Below are 17517 nucleotides of genomic sequence, written 5' to 3'. Positions count from 1 at the left end.
TCAATGTGATAGGAAATTATAGATTTATATTTATGTTGAAGGCCAACCATTATACCCATTATTTTGCCACGCTAAATGTCTCTTGGAACTTTGTCATAAATAAATCTGTTTCTTGTTCTGTATCAACAAGATCCTCTTCAGGTAGAGGAGGCATTTCTTCTATACTATTTAAGCCAAAATAATGTAAAAATTCTTTGGTTGTTCCATATAAGATGGCACGTCCAGTCCCTTCTGACCGTCCTACTTCTTTAATTAATCCTCGTGAAACTAATGTTTGGATGGGACGCTCACACTTGACACCACGCAAATCTTCTATTGCTACACGGGTAATGGGCTGTTTGTATGCCACGATTGCCAACACTTCGAGGGAGGCTTGAGATAAGGATTGTGCGGTTGGATTTTCTACTAATCTTTGAATCGTATCGGCAAACTCAGATTTTGTAATGAGCTGATAAACGCCTGCAATTTCTTTCACCGTGATTCCTCTTGTTAAATCTTCTTCGTAGGTTTCTCTCAAGGTATTCATTGTTTGCAGAATCAGCTCTTCCTGCTCTCCTAAGAGTTGTGAAAGTTGTTTAATCGTTAAGCCATCATCTCCTACAACAAATAATAAGGCTTCAATTCTACTCTGTAACATCAATGTTTTCGTCATCTTCCCATTCCTCCTTCTGTAAGGTAACCGTTAATTCTTCAAAGTTACCATCTTGCTCTACGATGACGACCTGACGTTTCATCAGTTCAAGAAGAGATACAAACGTCAGAATAAGTGTTGGCTTATCTTCAAAGGGAAAAAGCTCGAAAAATGATGCACGTCCACCTGTTAATCGTAAAGAATCCACAACAGAGCGCATTTGATCTTTTACTGATCGTTCCTGCCTTGCTACAGTAGTTTTTAATGGTTTTTTTAATTTTTTGCGACGCATTAATTTCTGAAATGCTCCAAGCATATCATAGATATTCACATTCAAATCAAATAAAGCCATCTGTTCTTCTGAGGCTAATCCTGTTAAATCAGCAGGTGGCCTCGTAAATACCTGTGCTCGGTCTGTTTCAAGCTCTTGCAAATTACTAGCTGCTTCCTTGTATTTTTTATATTCGATTAAGCGTTGCACCAGTTCTTCACGAGGGTCAGGGCCGTCCACTTCTAATTCTGCGTCCTCCATCTCTCCTTCGTGAATTGGCAATAACATGCGGCTTTTAATTGCCAGTAACGTTGCTGCCATTACTAAATATTCACTTGCTTCATTTAACTCTAATACTTGCATTGCATGTATATGGTCGATATATTGTTGTGTAATTTCAGCCATTGGGATATCATAGATATCAATTTCCAATCTGTGAATTAAATGCAATAATAAATCAAGAGGCCCTGAAAAGGCTTCTAATTTTACTTCATAAGACATTATTTTACCACCCTGAGATTCTATGTTCTTTTAGTATAGTGGAAAGGAGTCCAAAATGCATCCACAGCATCATACTTTATTTATAGATTACTGTGCCTATTTTAATGGCAATCAAGATTTTTTTGAATGCCATGAAGTGCTAGAGGAATATTGGAAGGAAATTGCACCTGGCGATAAAATGCATCCGCTTGTCGGCTATGTGCAGCTGGCAACAGGTTTCTATCATTGGCGACGTGGTAACAATACTGGTGCTAAACGAATTTTAGAAAAAGCACTTCATAACTTTCAAGTAAATGAAGGGCATGTTTTTTTCCAAGAAATTGATTATCTTGAACTCCTAACACAAATAACAAAAGCTATCACTTCGATTGAAATGGGCAAGTCCTTTCAATCTTTCCAGCTTACTCTCTCACCTCACTTGCTGGATTTAGCCCTAGTACGTATAAAGCTTTTGCCATCAAATAGCTCAAATTATCTTCTTCATAAACATATGCTTCGAGATCGCTCACATATTCTTGCAGAGCGACAAGAAAGCAAACAAAGAAAAAGCAGACGTTGTTAATCGTCTGCTTTTTCATCGATACAATGAATACATTTTTGAACAAAACTACGTGTTTCATCTGTAGCGCGTACACTTTCATATTGGCCAAGTTCCGCCACTTCTTGAAGCATCTCCGTTGCTACGCCCTCTCCTCTATAGGAAGGGATCACCGACACGTGCTGGATTGTGGCTATATTATGCTCATCAACAACAAGCCCTACAATGCCAACATATTCATCATTCTTTTTCCATAAGTATAAAACCCAATTATCGTCATTTTCATAGGAGTGGATGGTTTCTGTAAGCTTTTTTACGTCTTTTTCGTTAGGCATAAATGAAAGTAGCCCCATTGCTATTTTCTCTAAAGCTTTTTTATATCGAATTAACATATTTGTCTATTCCCTCTTTTTCTAGCTGTACATAATCTTTGACTATCCTACACGATTTGTACTTTTACCGCAAGCCAATTTCTGTCTTACGAACCAGGTCCGAGAATACCTTTCGACGCCAACACCCAATAGACTACGCCCCATAATAAAATAAATGTTGTAATGGACGCTAGTAATACCCACTTATTTTTCCTCAAATTTACTCACCCTTTTTTAAAGTTAGCGGGAGATCGTTTTGCACAATATCTTCATAACTTTCGCGGCGAATAGCTAGTTGATGCTGTCCATCCTCTACAAATACAACTGCAGGTCTTGGCACACGATTATAGTTACTAGCCATCGAATAACCATACGCACCTGTACAGAAGATGGCTAATACATCACCTGAAGCAGCATCTTGTAGTTTAGCATCAATAATTAATTTATCGCCAGATTCACATAATTTACCAGCAACTGTATAAAGTTCATCTTTCGGCTCGTTCGCCTTACTTGCAATGACTGCCTCATACTTAGCGTCGTATAATGCGGGACGGATATTATCGCTCATACCTCCATCAACAGCAATATATTTCCGCACATCTGGCACAGTTTTTTGTGAACCGATTGTATAAAGAGATGTTCCTGCATCACCTACAAGTGATCGACCTGGTTCAATCCAAATTTCCGGCATCTTCAGTCCAAGAACAGTTGCTTTATTTTTGACAACTGTAATCATATCCTCTACATATACTTGTGGTTCAAGCGGTGCATCTTCTTCAGTATAACGAATACCAAAGCCCCCACCTAAGTTTAACACAGTACATGTAAATCCGTGAGTCTTGTTCCAATCAGAAATTTTGTCAATCAATTTTTCTCCAGCTAACCCAAAGCCGGCAGTGTCAAAAATTTGTGAGCCAATATGGCAATGTAAACCAAGAAGCTCTAGGAATTCATGGTTAAATGTTTGTTGGAATGCTTCATCTGCTTGACCATTGTTTAAGTCAAAGCCGAATTTTGAATCTGCTTGACCTGTCGTGATGAAATCATGCGTATGTGCTTCCACACCTGGTGTAACACGTAATAATATACGCATTTTTTGCTGACGGCGCTCCGAAATATCTTTTAAAAGCTGTATTTCATAGAAATTATCTACAACAATACATCCAATCTTGGAGTCAAAAGCTAGCTCTAATTCAGCAATGCTTTTATTGTTACCATGAAAATGAATGCGCTCTGCAGGGAAACCAGCCTTTAAGGCCGTAAATAATTCGCCACCAGATACAACATCCAATGATAAATTTTCTTCTGCTGCTAATTGATACACTGCTACACATGCAAATGCTTTTGAAGCATAAGCTACTTCTGCTTTTACACCTAGTTTTTTAAACGTATCGATAAAGCTACGCGCACGCTTACGAATAAGTGCAGTATCATACACGAAAAGTGGTGTACCATACTCTTTTGCTAGCTCTAATGTGTCTACCTGTCCAATTGTTAAATGACCATCTTCAGAAATCGCTTGTGTTCCATATAAATGCATGTGCATCTCTCCCTTTTCACATCGTTCCATCTTGTTATTTTTACGATTTGAAAGTGGAATGGTTCTTTACTATATTAGAACCATTCCATCAAAAAATTATTTCCCTCAACTATAAAAAACAAATGTATAGTTCTTACTTTTTCTTGAATGAAAATAATTTTTGCAAAAATCACAAAATACTATATGTGAACTTTATCACATGAAAAAAACGAGTGCAACGGCTCCTATGATCTTTTTCGCTGTTTGGAAGCGACTACATAAGGTCTTAGTGCATCCGCTGTCATTGGGAAGCGAATAATGACACGAAGCATCGCTGTTGGAAAGAATGGAACAAGCGGCCATAAATAAGGTGCCTGCATTGGTCGCAATGAACATAAATACGTAAACAATAAAAATAAACCAATAAATAACCCATTGACACCCCAGAGACCCGTCATCAGAAGTAACAGTAACCTAAAAATTTTAATGGAGATACTAAGCTCATAGGATGGAATAATGAAAATAAGAATGGCTGCCACCGCTGTATAGAGGACCACCTCTGAAGAGAATAATCCAACATCTATGGCAATTTGACCAATGATTACCCCCGCAACCAACCCCATCGCTGTGGACAGTGGTGACGGAGTATGAATGGCGGCCATCCTCAAAAATTCTATTCCAATATCTGCAATCAAAATTTGTAGTAATAAAGGTACATGCGATTTCTCCTCCGTACCTAAAAAGGAGAGGGCATCTGGAAGTAGGGATTCATTCGTTGCAAATACATACCACAATGGCAATAAAAGTAAACCCATTACAGAGCCAAAATATCGCATAAAACGTACGAACGTCCCTACTGTGGGTGCTTGACGATATTCCTCTGCATGCTGCAATAAATGAAACACTGTAACAGGTACTAAAATAACGGATGGAGAAGTATCGACTAATATAGCTATATGCCCTTCAAGTAGATGCGCTGCAGCAATATCAGGTCTCTCCGTATAACGTACAAATGGAACTGGGTGGAACTTTTGTTTAAAGAGCCATTCTTCTAATGATTTATCGGCCATCGTCAAGCCATCATGATTTATTTGTCCAAGACGCTGTCGTAAACTTTCGAGCATATCTTCATTGGCAACATCCTTCATAAACGCGATCGCCACGTCGGTTTGACCGATTTTGGATATTTTATGTAGCTCGAAACGTAGATTACTATTACGAATTCGCCTACGTATTAAGGCAGTGTTTTGAGAAATCCCTTCTGTAAAGCCATCCCTTGATCCACGGATAACTTTTTCATTATCCGGCTCTTCTGGAGAACGACCTGGATAGTTTCTAAGCTCCGCAACATAGCAATAGCCACTTTTAGTAATAAAGGTGACTTGTCCACTTAAAATGGCTAGTAAATAGGCTTTACGCTCTGTTTCTTCTGAACGTCCATGGAAATTAAAGTAAGACTCAAAATATTCCTTCTCATCCTCTACATCAATTTCAATGTCCTCTTCTGGAAGCATGCTAGATAGTAACTGTGTTAAAGCTTCTCCATCTACAAGCCCACTAATATATGCACAAAGGACCGGCAAATCTTTGACAAATAAGTGTTTAATACCAACGTCAAACGATTCGCCGTCACCAAATTGTTCTATAAGAAAATCTTCGGCTTCTTCTAAGCTGTTAAATAATTTATTTGTCATGCTGTCACCATTTTCTTAGATGTCTTTTTTTATTGCTTCCTGCTCCACTGTTGCACTTGTTGCCATCCAACTTTTCAGCTGGGCAAGGATTTTTTTCTCTAAACGGGAAACCTGTACCTGCGAAATACCTAATCTATTTGCAATTTCAGTTTGCGTGCAATCTGAAAAATAGCGAAGATATATGATAGACTGCTCTCTTGGCTCAAGTCTTGTTAGTACTTCTTTTAATGGGATGTAATCAAAGGGTTGCTCCGATTTTTCATCCTTCATTTGATCCATTAGTGTAATGGAATCCCCTTCACTCTCATACAATTGCTCATGAAGAGAGGCAGGGTCTCTCAGTGCATCGGATGCGGTAACAATTTCCTCTGTTGTCACACCAAGCACCTGAGCAAGCTCTTGAATGGTTGGTGGATGTTCATTCTTTTTAATAAATTCATCTGTAGCATGACGGATTTTAAAATTGAGCTCACGAATAGAGCGGCTCACCTTCACCATGCCATCATCCCTTAAAAAGCGCTGAATTTCTCCAATGATCATCGGTACAGCATAGGTTGAAAATTTCACATCATAGGTTAAATCAAATTTATCCACAGATTTCATGAGCCCTATGCAGCCAATCTGGAATAAATCCTCAAGCTCAACACCTCTCGTTGTAAAACGTTGAACAATGGACCACACAAGTCTCGTATTGCCTTCTACCATTCGTTTACGAGCCTCATGATCGCCCTGCTGTGCGCGTGCAATTAAATCACGCATTTCCTCCTGAGACAATAGCTTATCGGACGACTGTTCTAACGGCTTCACGGGTTTAACCTCACATTACCGCTGTGCGAACTGTGTAAAATTTCTTCGTGAATGTTACAGTTGTTCCTTCTTGCCATTTTGATATAACTGTCAGCTGATCTGAGAAGCTATCCATAATCGTGAAGCCCATACCCGAACGCTCCATCATACTTTTTGTTGTAAATAATGGCTCCATCGCTCGACTAACGTCTTCAATTCCTATCCCTTTATCCATGACAGATACTGTCACAATATCATCCTCACGTTTAGCATGAACTGTCACAACACCCTTACCATCTTCTTCATAGCCATGAATAATAGCATTGGAAACTGCTTCTGAGACAACTGTTTTAAATTCTGATAGCTCATCAATAGTTGGATCTAATTGAGCAATAAAGCCTGTAACAGCTACACGCGCTAAAGCTTCATTTTCACTAATTGCCAAAAAAGTTAATGTCATTTCGTTATCCATTTACAATCCCCCTTACGCGATCAATCGCTTGTTCCTCTGTTGCATCCATCATCCACGGTCCTAAACCTGAAAATTGAAATACTTTTCGCATTGTTGGCGATGGATTCAATAATATAGTTCGCCCAGCAACTGCCTCTAACTCACGCATACGACCAAGCACTAATCCAACTCCCGAACTATCCATGAAAGATAGTCCTTCCAAGTTCCAAATGATGGTCGTCACAGTGCCTTGAAAAATTGCTGCAGAAATTTTCGCTCGAATTTGTTCAACGGCATGATGATCGAGCTCCCCAAACAAACGTATAACGACTGTCTCTCTTGTGACCATTTCTAATTGATAATGCATGAACATCGCCTCCTCCTCGTGCAATTCCACATTCAATAGGTTGAATCCTTGTGGCTGACAGAACTAGTGCAAAGTCTTCCGAAATAGTGTCTAATCGACATACTTATAGCTTTTTAGGTTATGTGCAGTATGGGATAAATCTACAATTTCTAAACGCTATCGAGCTCTAAATTTTGGCGATTCATCGAACGCACAAAAAAGCGAGAACCCTTATAAGTGAGGGCTCTCGCTAATAATCTTTATGCAATTGTATAAGCTTGCTGAATTTTATTAATTGTCTCTTCATCAATTGACTGATTGGAATACAAATAAGCAATCGTATCGCCATTATTGACATGATCACCTTTTTTGGCGATTAGCTGAATTCCTGCATCATAATCAAGCTTTGATTCCTTCGTTAAACGTCCAGCGCCTAGACTAACACTTGCTTCTCCAACTAATAATGCATTAATCGTCTCCACCGTGCCCTCTGAAACCGCTGTCACTGCTACTTTATGAGCTGTGTCATTTTGAACAATATCAGAGACCACTCCTCCTTGCGCCACAATAAACTCCTCGAATTTTGCAGCTGCAGAGCCATCTGCTAGCACTCGCTTAACAGCAGCTGTTGCTTCCGCTTCATTCACACCTGCCGCAATTTGGTACATCAAGGAAGAGATGACAACACATTCATCAACCAAATCTTCATGCGTTTCTTCCATACGTCCACTTAATAGGGCATAAGCCTCCACTACCTCAAGCTTATTACCAATCATTTTCCCTAACGGATTATCCATATCACTGATGTGTGCGATGACTTTACGGCCAAGTTTTTCTCCAATAGCCGTCATTGTATCTGCTAAACGCTGTGCTTCTTCCTGCGTCTTCATAAACGCACCTGAGCCACATTTTACATCGAGGACTATACCATCGGCACCACTTGCAATTTTTTTACTCATAATCGACGCTGCGATTAATGGAATAGAATCGACAGTACCTGTCACATCACGCAATGCATATAATTTTTTGTCGGCTGGTACTAGATTACCTGTTTGTCCAGCAACGGCAATTTTATGCTGATTGACATTATCAATGAACTCCTGTGATGAAAGCTCTGTTTTAAAGCCTTGAATGGATTCAAGTTTATCAATTGTCCCACCAGTAATCCCTAAGCCTTTACCACTAAATTTCGCAACAGGAATTCCTAGAGCAGCAATAATTGGCGTAACAACAAGTGTAACCTTGTCACCAACACCTCCAGTTGAGTGTTTATCAATTTTAAAGCCTTCAATAGATGTTAAATCAATGACATCGCCTGATTCGATCATTGCCTTAGTTAAATAAAATGTCTCATCATCAGACATGCCTAATAAACGTATCGCCATTAATAAAGAACTTGCTTGATAATCTGGGATAGAGCCTGTCGTATAGCCTTCAACAAAATACTGAATTTCAGCTTGAGAAAGCTCTAATCCTTGTTTTTTCTTTTCAAACAATTGAACCATATTCATACAAAAAACCCCCTTATTTCAAATCATGTAAGAAACTTTTACCGAATGGCGGTGCGTCTACATGAAAGTTTTCTGCAACTGTTGCTGCAATATCTGCAAAGGTTTCACGAAGCGCAAGTTCCGCACCACCTTTAAAACGTGGTGAATAGACAATTAGTGGTACATATTCGCGTGTATGATCTGTTCCTGGGAAGGTTGGATCATTGCCGTGATCTGCTGTAATAATTAATAGATCGTCTTCTGACATTGCCTCTAGAATTTCTGGTAGACGTGCATCAAATTCTTGTAATGCCTGTCCATAGCCTAGAGGATCACGTCGATGGCCGAAATTGGCATCAAAGTCGACTAAATTTAAAAAGCTTAGACCACGGAAGTCACGACGTACAACTTCTGCAAATTGATCCATACCATCCATATTATTTTTTGTACGTACAGAATCTGTCACACCTTCACCATTGAAAATATCTGAGATTTTTCCAATTGCAATCACATCTAATCCCGCGTCCTTCAAAACATTCATTGTTGTACGACCAAATGGCTTTAACGCATAATCATGACGATTGGATGTACGAGTAAAGTTTCCAGGCGTACCAACAAATGGTCGTGCGATGACGCGACCTACTAAATATTCAGGCTGTAATGTTAATTCACGAGCAATTTCGCAAATTTTATATAACTCTTCTAACGGAATGATTTCTTCATGAGCAGCAATTTGTAAAACAGGATCGGCTGATGTATAGACAATAATCGCACCTGTTTCCATATGCTCCTTCCCGAAATCTTCAATTACTTGTGTACCACTTGCTGGCTGATTGCATAGCACTTTCCGACCTGTACGTTTCTCTAGCTCATCAATTAGCTCTGCTGGAAACCCATCTGGATACACTTTAAAGGGTTTATCAATATTTAACCCCATGATTTCCCAATGGCCTGTCATCGTATCTTTACCAACTGATGCTTCTTGCATTTTACCGTAGTATGCTTTAGGGTCAGTAGTTGCATGCATTCCATGCAATGGTTCAATATTCGCTAAACCAAATGACTCCATTACTGGCATTGTAAGCCCATTCATTTTTTCAGCGATATGTCCTAGTGTATGTGCGCCAACATCCCCAAATTTTGCAGCGTCTGGCGCTTCACCAATACCTACGGAATCCATGACAACAACATGGATTTTGTTAAATGGTTTATTCATAATGGTTGCCTCCTAATCTCATGACTCTATTTTACCAAAAAAATGCGAAAAATAAAGGTCAGACATCCGACTGAAATATAATTTTTTCCTATTAACTTTTAAGCCCGTGGATGGAATTGCTTATAGACCTCAGATAATCTTGTTTTGCTAATATGTGTATAAATCTGCGTAGTAGAAATATCTGCATGACCAAGCATCTCCTGCACCGCTCGTAAATCGGCTCCATTTTCAACCAAATGAGTGGCAAAGGAATGACGCAATGTATGTGGTGTTAATTCATGTTGGATGCCTGCCTTTAGCGCATGCTCCTTCATTAATTTCCAACAACCCTGCCTTGTTAAACGTTTCCCTCTTTGATTAATAAAAAACGCATCTGTTTTGGGGTACTTTCCCTGTAATTGACTACGAGCACCATTTAAATAGGCATTTATTGCCGAAAGTGCGCTTTTGCCGAGTGGAATGATTCGCTCCTTGCCACCCTTCCCAAATACACGTACAAAACCCATTGTTATATGAATATCAGCTAAATCTAGTGCAATAAGTTCACTGATGCGCATACCAGAGCCATATAATAACTCCAGCATGGCAAGATCACGTATACCTTGTGGCTTACTTTTATTAGGAGCTGTTAGTAAAGCTTCAATCTCTTGGATAGATAAAATATTAGGCAACTTTTGCTCAATTGTCGGCATCTCCAAATGGACTGTCGGATCAGTTTCTGCGCGCTTTTCTCGTAGTAAAAATTGGTGGAAACTCCGAATCGAAGAAATATGACGGGCAACGGTACGACTTGTCTTTCCCTGTGCCCGCAATTGCTCTAAATGGCGTAATATAGTTGTCCGTTCTACCACACTAAAATCAGACATACCTTCTGCTTCCTTTAAAAAATGTACATAGCTTTCTAAATCTCGGCGATAGGATGCTAATGTATTAACAGATAACTGCCTTTCCACCTGAATAAAATGGATATAGTCCTCTACTGCATATTGAAATTCATTCATCACAACGCCCCCTCACTGTCAATTATTCTCTATTTTAGCATGGCCTTAAGAAATGTGCTAAAGGACCCTCCATTCGACATAAACCACCAACCCTAATGGTGTCTATACTTCAATAAAAAAAACAAAAAACTGCCCGATTCAATCTATACCAAAGATTAAAACAGACAGTTTTTCGTTATTTTTCTTCATTCGATTCGTCGTTTTTATCATGACAGCGCCAGCATATGCCGTGGAAAGTTAGTCGGTGATCTTTTATGATAAAGTTCCAACGTTTTTCAACAACGGCTTCCACATCTTCAAGTAAATCTTCTTGAATTTCATCAACAGCACCACATTCGATACAAACAAGATGATGGTGGAAATGGGCAGCTCCCTCTTGGCGTAAATCATAGCGCGATACGCCATCGCCAAAGTTGATTTTGTCGACAATTTTGAGCTCAGTTAATAATTCTAACGTTCTATAAACAGTAGCTAGACCAATCTCAGGTGCTTTTTCTTTTACTAAAAGATAAACATCTTCAGCACTTAGGTGGTCCTCTTCGTGCTCAAGCAAAACAGCAACTGTCGCTTCTCGCTGCGGCGTCAGCTTGTAACTAGCACTATGCAACTGTTTTTTTATACGATCAATTCGGCTCTCCATGTGACGCCCCCCTAAACTCTTTCCATTATACCAAAGGAGTAAATCCTATTACAAGATAGTGAATAGATTTCTAACATGCTTCTACTTTTTTATCTGATCACAATTTTGGTCTATTCAATCCATCATTTTAACACATAAGAAATAACAATAAACTCAGCAACTATTATGATGAAAAATGCGATAAAATTCAACAAAATTGTCCGACCAGATACTTGTTTCCCGATTTTTCGCTTTGACCAAGCGGGTACAAGTAAATTGCATAGGACTAGCAACAATATACAATAGATGAGCTGAAATGGAAACCACCAAATCGTATAAAGCCAAAAAGCTTCAAGTTTTTGTAATAAAAAAACCGAACTAAAGCCAAAAAAAGTGGCACGCATGGCTACCGTCACACGCACTAACACCTTTAAGACGCTATGTGTTGCTAGTAATAATATAAGACCTATGGAAATAGCAACAGGCAGTACTAAACGAAAAATGGATTGCCTGTCCCCATCTGCTAAACGAGGCTCTATAAATAATAGAAAGGGTTCCGCTTTCGGTCCACCAATAATATGAAAGAAAATAACGCCACAAACAAAACTTACTGCAATGATGGAAGCGTGATAAAAAATAGACACCGTACGAGACATAAACATGCTCCTTTTCTATCAAGGTTTGTACAGCTTATGCTCGTCCGTCTCTATTATGCTAAAAGATTATTTTCTAAATTTGCAGCTAGCCATAGCACTGCGAATGCTGTTTTAGCATCATATATACGCTGGTCAGCCACCATTACTTGTGCTTCTTCCAACGAAACTTCTAATAGTTCGACAAATTCATCCTCATCTAAATCTGCTTTATTGTCTATTGTATATAATCCCTTCGCCACAAACAAATGAATAACTTCATCCGCAAAGCCTGGTGATGTTGCAAATGTTTGTAAAAAAGTAAGTTGATGTGCGCCATAACCTGTCTCTTCCTCTAATTCTCGACGTGCTGTCATCACTGGCTCCTCACCTGGCTCAAGCTTTCCAGCCGGAATTTCAATAATAGAACGCTCCAGTGCTTTGCGATATTGCTCTACTAACACTAGTTTACCCTTGTCCGTAACAGCAATCACTGCTACTGCACCTGGATGCTTTATTATTTCACGTTTTGCATCCTGTCCATTTGGTAAAGTGACATCATCAATTTGTAGTTTTATTATTCTACCGTCATAGATCGGTGTCGTTTTCGTTGTTTTTTCCTCAAACTTTTTCATTGACGATAACCTCGCTTGTTCTTCAGATATGTTCATTGTACCATTACAAGTAGAGAAATCGAAGGAGGTCATTCGTATGAAAAAAAGACAGCTTGGTACAAGTGAATTGTTTATTTCAGAGATTAGTTTAGGAGGCATGTCTCTTTCGACAGATAAAACACAAGCAGCTGCCATTGTCGATATGGCATTAGATGCTGGCATTAACTATATTGATACAGCGGATTTATATGATTATGGTGCAAATGAAGAGATTATCGGTACAACGTTAGGTAAGCGTCGTCATGATATCATTCTAGCAACAAAGGTAGGTAATCGGTGGGCAGAAGGGATAGATGGCTGGCATTGGGATGCATCACCATCCTATATAAAAGAAGCTGTCCATGCTAGCTTACGACGTTTAGGAACAGACTACATTGATGTATATCAATTACACGGTGGCACAATCGAAGATGATTGGGACGGGATAATTGACACATTTGAAGGACTGAAAAAAGAAGGGCTTATTCGTGAATATGGTATATCCTCCATACGTCCTAATGTATTGCAGCGATTTTTACCTGCAAGCTCCGCTAGAAGCGTCATGATGCAATACAGTGCCCTCGATCGCCGCCCTGAAGAATGGTTTAACTTTATTGCGAAACAGGGTGCTTCTGTTGTAACACGTGGCACAGTGGCAAAGGGCTTATTAACGAATAGCTGGCAACAACGTTTACAACATGTAAATGGTTTTAACACCTATACTGCTGAGGAGTTAACATCAACGTTAACAGACTTAGCTATACACTATGATGATTTGCATGCTTTGGCTATCGCTTTTAATCTGAAAGAGCCAACAATCGCTTCTACGGTCATTGGTGCAAGCTCACAACAACAACTAGCACAAACGCTTGCTTCCTACGAGAAAATTAATTCAATAACAGATTTCAAGGTAGCTAATGTGCTAACAAAAAATGAGTACTATCAAGAACATCGATGAAAAAATGGCTAATTTTACTCATTTGTCTAGTTGTACTAGTAATCTCCTCTAGTATGACCTATGAGCAACAAAGTATACTACCAGAATTAGAAGATTTGCTCGCCAATAAACCTTTCGAAGAACAACTATCTATTTTAAAAATTCCCTATTGGGGAATCATCGTTTCAGTGGAAGAGCGAGGTTATTTTCCATTTGTAGAGTTTTTAATTCGTAAATTGACACACTTCATGGGATTTGGATGCATCGCACTTGGCCTTTACTTTGCCTGGGGAAAAAGACGTTTTGCAGCAAGTATTGCTATCGGTGGAACAGCTATAATTGCGGTGCTTGATGAATTTCGTCAAGGCTTTACGCCAGGTCGTACAATGAGTGCTCAAGATGTGCTTGTCGATACAGCTGGAGCCATTGTTTTTGTTAGTCTCATTGTTGCAGTAAGAAAAATACTCAAAAATAAAAGACAAAAGGCTCAATTATAGCCTTTTGTCTTTTATTTTAAAGGTGGAACCGCCAAAAATAGAGGGACTTCGTTTCTTTAAACAAGACAGCCCCTGCTTTTTCCAAAACTCGATGGGAAGCCATATTTTCTTTTTCCGTGTCAGCGATAACGTATTTTACATTTGGCTGATGGAGTAACCAGTCTTTAAGAGCTATGATTGATTCTGTCATATAGCCCTGCCTCCAATAAGGAGGCAAAGTATAATACCCGATCACCACTTCCTCTTGCTCATTTGGCGTACCTTTTAGCATTATGCCACCAACAGCACAATTTTTTTCTTTTAAGACAAGTAACCAATTCGTGTGCCACAGATAATTTTGCTCGTCTTTTAATACTTTGGAAAGTCTAAAATACAACGCTTGTTTAAGCTCGTCATCTAAACTCCCTACACCTTTACTTAATGACAACTCCGCCGCCATTTGCTCCTCATGCGCTATTAGTAAATTAAGATACTTAGCGTTTAAAGGAATTAATCTTATTCTTTCTGTTTGTAATTCTACCATGTTGGTCTCCTAACATAATTTAATTGATACTAAATTACAATTAGGTATATGTTATTGGCAGCGTCTCCCGTTCCATTAATTTCAAAAATCTCTCCTTATATATCGACCACAACCGTATAAATTTTATGCTGTAAATATAAAACAGTGAACCCACCTATGTGAATTCACTGTTCTCTCTTAATATTTAGTACCTTTATCGCCGTATTCGTTCAAAAGTTCTTCAAACGATTTGTTTTTTTCTCGTTGTTTACGTTCAAAGGCCAGTTTTGCTTGACGTTCTTCTTCTGCCGCCTGCTCTTTAGCAGTTAAATCTTGCTTCGCTGCTTTTAATTTTGCTAGCACATCGCCACCTAGCTGATCTGCTAATGTAACGGCCTCTTGCTTAGGTAGACTAGCTGTTACACTATTGTCGGTATGTTGTTGCTGTTTTCGTTTCTTTCCCATTTCTAATCACCTTCTTATTGACATCAAGGGCGCTTCACAACTGTTGCTACGCCTTGTCCACCGCCGATACATAATGTGGCTAAGCCCGTTTTCACATCACGCTTTTCCATCTCATGTAATAGCGTTACCAAAATCCGAGCACCACTAGCACCGATTGGGTGACCAAGAGCAATGGCACCCCCGTTAACATTTAGTTTATCATGATTAAAGCTTAATTCACGATCTACAGCAATTGATTGTGCTGCAAATGCTTCATTTGCTTCAATTAAATCGATATCGTTTAAAGTAATCTCAGCCTTTGTCAGCGCTTTTTGTACTGCTTTTACAGGACCTGTACCCATAATTGCAGGATCTACACCAGCACTAGCATTCGCTGAAATGATCGCCATTGGTTGAATGCCTAGCTCTTGTGCTTTTTCCTTTGACATCACCACTACCGCTGCCGCACCATCATTAATACCAGACGCGTTCGCTGCTGTGACAGAGCCATCCTTTTTAAATGCTGGTCGTAGCTTACCTAATGATTCTGCTGTCACACCTGCTCGTGGAAATTCATCTTTATTGAAAAGCAGTGGCTCTCCCTTGCGCTGTGGAATCTCAACAGCAACGATTTCATTTTCAAACTTGCCCGCTGCAATTGCTGCCTCTGCGCGTTGCTGAGAACGAGCTGCAAAAGCATCCTGCTCTTCTCGAGAAATTTGATACATATCACATAAATTTTCAGCTGTAATGCCCATATGATAATCGTTAAAAGCACACCATAGGCCATCATGAATCATTGTATCTACTATCTTTTGATCGCCCATTCGGAAGCCTTCTCGTGCATTTTTTAATACGTATGGAGCCTGGCTCATATTTTCAAATCCACCTGCAACAACAATCTCTGCATCTCCCGCTAAAATCGCCTGTGTTGCTAAATGAACAGCCTTTAAACCCGATCCACATACTTTATTAATTGTTAAGGCTGATACCTCTTGAGGTAACCCCGCTTTAATTGCCGCTTGTCGCGCTGGATTTTGTCCAAGTCCAGCCGATAAAACATTCCCCATAATGACCTCATCAACCTGTTCTCCTGCTACGCCAGCACGCGCTAATGCTTCTTTAATGACAATGCTACCTAACGTTGTCGCTGGTACATCTTTTAATGTCCCCTGAAATGAGCCGATTGCAGTACGCACCGCGCTCACGATTACTACCTCGTTTGTCATAATCATTCTCCCCTTTTCCCCGTTCAAGAATCAACACTGCATGCATATGCTACTAGCAGATATGTATATTTTAACAAATATTATGACGATTTTCGATAATAGAAATAATCGCAGTTTTGCCAAAGATATTGTAAAATGTTGACGTGTTTTAAACAATCTTAGTTGGGAACATTACAAATAAGAAACAGCATGTGGAGGTGTTTTATGATGAAAAAGAAGATGCTTTTATTCTCTGGTATTACAACAACGCTAGCCGCCGCTGCAACAGGTCTGTTCGGCTTCGCGCTTTCCAATAAATTAATGTATATCCAACAAAAAGACCCTGAATTTATACGGGAACGAGAAACGACCGCAAAACGCTTTGATGAGGCTTGGTACAATAAAAACTTGAAATGTGAACTGAATATTGATTCTCCTAATGGCTATACAATTCGAGGCATTATGTTTCAGCCATTGCAAACAAATAACACGATCATCATTTGCCACGGTGTCACCGAAAATAAAATAAATTCCGTAAAATATGCTCGCCTTTTTGAAAGACTTGGCTATAATTCTGTTATATTTGACCACCGTCGCCATGGTGAATCTGGAGGCAAGACTACAAGCTATGGCTACTATGAGAAAAACGATCTTGATGCCGTGGTGAAAACAGTCAAAGCCATGATTGGAGAGGATGCTATACTTGGCATTCACGGTGAATCGATGGGTGCTGCAACCATGCTCCTCTATGCAGGAACAGTCGAGGATGGCGCTGATTTTTATATCTCAGATTGCGCGTTCTCCGACTTTTCTATGTTACTCAAACAAATTGCAAAAACTGAATTTAAATATGGCTCCATTATTCCTATTCGTTTTGCTGACTTTTTTGTTCGTCTCAGAGATGGTTACTCATTTAAAAGTGTAACACCTGCCGAAGCCGTCACACATATTGAAAAACCTGTGCTCTTTATCCATAGTATTCCAGATACGTTTATTCCAGCTTCCATGTCACTCGATCTCTACAATAAAAAAACCGGTCCAAAAAAATTAAAACTTTTTGATACGGGGGCACATGCACAATCCTTTAATGAAAATATGGATGAATATGAGGATTTAATTCATGATTTTTTAGACAATTTTATTTATCAAAAAATCAATCGGGATTCCTCTTCTTCGAATGTCATTCCATTCCATTTTTAGGGCAATGAAA

21 protein-coding genes are annotated in these 17517 nt (G+C 39.3%); 4 read left to right on the top strand and 17 right to left on the bottom strand.

Annotation, left to right across the window (positions count from 1 at the left end; translation table 11 throughout):
- Window positions 1-58: 58 nt before the first annotated feature.
- Window positions 59-652 (bottom strand): SMC-Scp complex subunit ScpB, encoded by a 594-nt coding sequence (gene scpB, locus EW028_RS00405; RefSeq protein WP_131519532.1) that lies wholly within the window; start codon window positions 650-652, stop codon window positions 59-61.
- Window positions 624-1403 (bottom strand): segregation/condensation protein A, encoded by a 780-nt coding sequence (locus EW028_RS00400; protein ID WP_131519531.1) that lies wholly within the window; start codon window positions 1401-1403, stop codon window positions 624-626. The genes scpB and EW028_RS00400 overlap by 29 nt, the downstream gene beginning before the upstream one ends.
- 55 nt (window positions 1404-1458) lie before the next feature.
- Between EW028_RS00400 and EW028_RS00395 the strand changes: the two genes are divergently transcribed.
- The gene (locus tag EW028_RS00395) at window positions 1459-1965 is read left to right on the top strand and encodes a DUF309 domain-containing protein (RefSeq protein WP_131519530.1); all 507 of its coding nucleotides are present in this window, start codon (window positions 1459-1461) and stop codon (window positions 1963-1965) included.
- Here EW028_RS00395 and EW028_RS00390 read toward each other — a convergent pair.
- The 12 genes from EW028_RS00390 to EW028_RS00335 form a co-directional block, all read right to left on the bottom strand.
- Window positions 1962-2333 carry a GNAT family N-acetyltransferase gene (locus EW028_RS00390; protein WP_004232192.1) on the bottom strand — a complete coding sequence of 124 codons (372 nt, stop codon included), beginning with the start codon at window positions 2331-2333 and terminating at the stop codon, window positions 1962-1964. The two genes, EW028_RS00395 and EW028_RS00390, sit on opposite strands and share 4 nt — an antisense overlap.
- A gap of 199 nt (window positions 2334-2532) precedes the next feature.
- A complete protein-coding gene (gene lysA / locus EW028_RS00385; protein ID WP_131519529.1) occupies window positions 2533-3852 on the bottom strand; it encodes a diaminopimelate decarboxylase in 1320 nt (439 codons plus the stop codon).
- A gap of 224 nt (window positions 3853-4076) precedes the next feature.
- Window positions 4077-5525: a spore germination protein gene (locus EW028_RS00380; RefSeq protein ID WP_131519528.1), complete on the bottom strand. Its 1449-nt coding sequence runs from the start codon at window positions 5523-5525 to the stop codon at window positions 4077-4079.
- A gap of 15 nt (window positions 5526-5540) precedes the next feature.
- On the bottom strand, window positions 5541-6284 hold the full coding sequence (gene sigF, locus EW028_RS00375; protein ID WP_283778184.1) for an RNA polymerase sporulation sigma factor SigF: 744 nt from the start codon (window positions 6282-6284) through the stop codon (window positions 5541-5543).
- A 58-nt stretch (window positions 6285-6342) separates the two neighbouring features.
- Window positions 6343-6783, bottom strand: coding sequence for an anti-sigma F factor (gene spoIIAB, locus EW028_RS00370; protein ID WP_048391296.1), 441 nt, complete (start codon window positions 6781-6783; stop codon window positions 6343-6345).
- Window positions 6776-7129 carry an anti-sigma F factor antagonist gene (gene spoIIAA, locus EW028_RS00365; RefSeq protein WP_004232181.1) on the bottom strand — a complete coding sequence of 118 codons (354 nt, stop codon included), beginning with the start codon at window positions 7127-7129 and terminating at the stop codon, window positions 6776-6778. The genes spoIIAB and spoIIAA overlap by 8 nt, the downstream gene beginning before the upstream one ends.
- Before the next feature lie 239 nt (window positions 7130-7368).
- Complete coding sequence (locus EW028_RS00360; protein WP_131519527.1) at window positions 7369-8619, bottom strand: thymidine phosphorylase; 1251 nt, start codon at window positions 8617-8619, stop codon at window positions 7369-7371.
- A 13-nt stretch (window positions 8620-8632) separates the two neighbouring features.
- On the bottom strand, window positions 8633-9814 hold the full coding sequence (deoB, locus tag EW028_RS00355; protein WP_131519526.1) for a phosphopentomutase: 1182 nt from the start codon (window positions 9812-9814) through the stop codon (window positions 8633-8635).
- Window positions 9815-9912: 98 nt separating this feature from the next.
- Window positions 9913-10815, bottom strand: coding sequence for a site-specific tyrosine recombinase XerD (gene xerD, locus EW028_RS00350; protein ID WP_131519525.1), 903 nt, complete (start codon window positions 10813-10815; stop codon window positions 9913-9915).
- Window positions 10816-10990: 175 nt separating this feature from the next.
- Complete coding sequence (gene fur, locus EW028_RS00345) at window positions 10991-11455, bottom strand: ferric iron uptake transcriptional regulator (RefSeq protein ID WP_004232171.1); 465 nt, start codon at window positions 11453-11455, stop codon at window positions 10991-10993.
- 122 nt (window positions 11456-11577) lie between these two features.
- On the bottom strand, window positions 11578-12096 hold the full coding sequence (locus tag EW028_RS00340; RefSeq protein WP_227744818.1) for a hypothetical protein: 519 nt from the start codon (window positions 12094-12096) through the stop codon (window positions 11578-11580).
- A 47-nt stretch (window positions 12097-12143) separates the two neighbouring features.
- The gene (locus EW028_RS00335) at window positions 12144-12701 is read right to left on the bottom strand and encodes an NUDIX domain-containing protein (protein WP_131519523.1); all 558 of its coding nucleotides are present in this window, start codon (window positions 12699-12701) and stop codon (window positions 12144-12146) included.
- A 76-nt stretch (window positions 12702-12777) separates the two neighbouring features.
- On the opposite strand from EW028_RS00335, the gene EW028_RS00330 reads away from it, so the two are divergent.
- Together EW028_RS00330 and EW028_RS00325 are read left to right on the top strand one after the other, a co-directional pair.
- Window positions 12778-13677, top strand: a complete 900-nt coding sequence (locus tag EW028_RS00330; protein WP_131519522.1) for an aldo/keto reductase — start codon at window positions 12778-12780, stop codon at window positions 13675-13677.
- Window positions 13674-14153, top strand: a complete 480-nt coding sequence (locus EW028_RS00325) for a VanZ family protein (protein WP_131519521.1) — start codon at window positions 13674-13676, stop codon at window positions 14151-14153. Before EW028_RS00330 ends, EW028_RS00325 begins: the two co-directional genes overlap by 4 nt.
- Window positions 14154-14169: 16 nt before the next feature.
- Here the strand turns inward: EW028_RS00325 and EW028_RS00320 are convergent, their stop codons facing one another.
- From EW028_RS00320 to EW028_RS00310, 3 genes are all read right to left on the bottom strand, one after another.
- Window positions 14170-14676: a GNAT family N-acetyltransferase gene (locus EW028_RS00320; RefSeq protein WP_131519520.1), complete on the bottom strand. Its 507-nt coding sequence runs from the start codon at window positions 14674-14676 to the stop codon at window positions 14170-14172.
- A 177-nt stretch (window positions 14677-14853) separates the two neighbouring features.
- On the bottom strand, window positions 14854-15120 hold the full coding sequence (locus tag EW028_RS00315; protein WP_036080173.1) for a YqkE family protein: 267 nt from the start codon (window positions 15118-15120) through the stop codon (window positions 14854-14856).
- A 23-nt stretch (window positions 15121-15143) separates the two neighbouring features.
- On the bottom strand, window positions 15144-16328 hold the full coding sequence (locus tag EW028_RS00310) for an acetyl-CoA C-acetyltransferase (protein WP_193767295.1): 1185 nt from the start codon (window positions 16326-16328) through the stop codon (window positions 15144-15146).
- A 207-nt stretch (window positions 16329-16535) separates the two neighbouring features.
- On the opposite strand from EW028_RS00310, the gene EW028_RS00305 reads away from it, so the two are divergent.
- Window positions 16536-17507 carry an alpha/beta hydrolase gene (locus tag EW028_RS00305; RefSeq protein WP_036080551.1) on the top strand — a complete coding sequence of 324 codons (972 nt, stop codon included), beginning with the start codon at window positions 16536-16538 and terminating at the stop codon, window positions 17505-17507.
- The last annotated feature ends 10 nt before the right edge of the window (window positions 17508-17517 follow it).

The sequence above is a fragment of the Lysinibacillus sp. OL1 genome (assembly GCF_004332175.1).
Classification (GTDB): domain Bacteria; phylum Bacillota; class Bacilli; order Bacillales_A; family Planococcaceae; genus Lysinibacillus; species Lysinibacillus capsici.
Note: the sequence above shows the minus strand (reverse complement) of the source record. Positions and strands in the feature narration are given on the sequence as shown.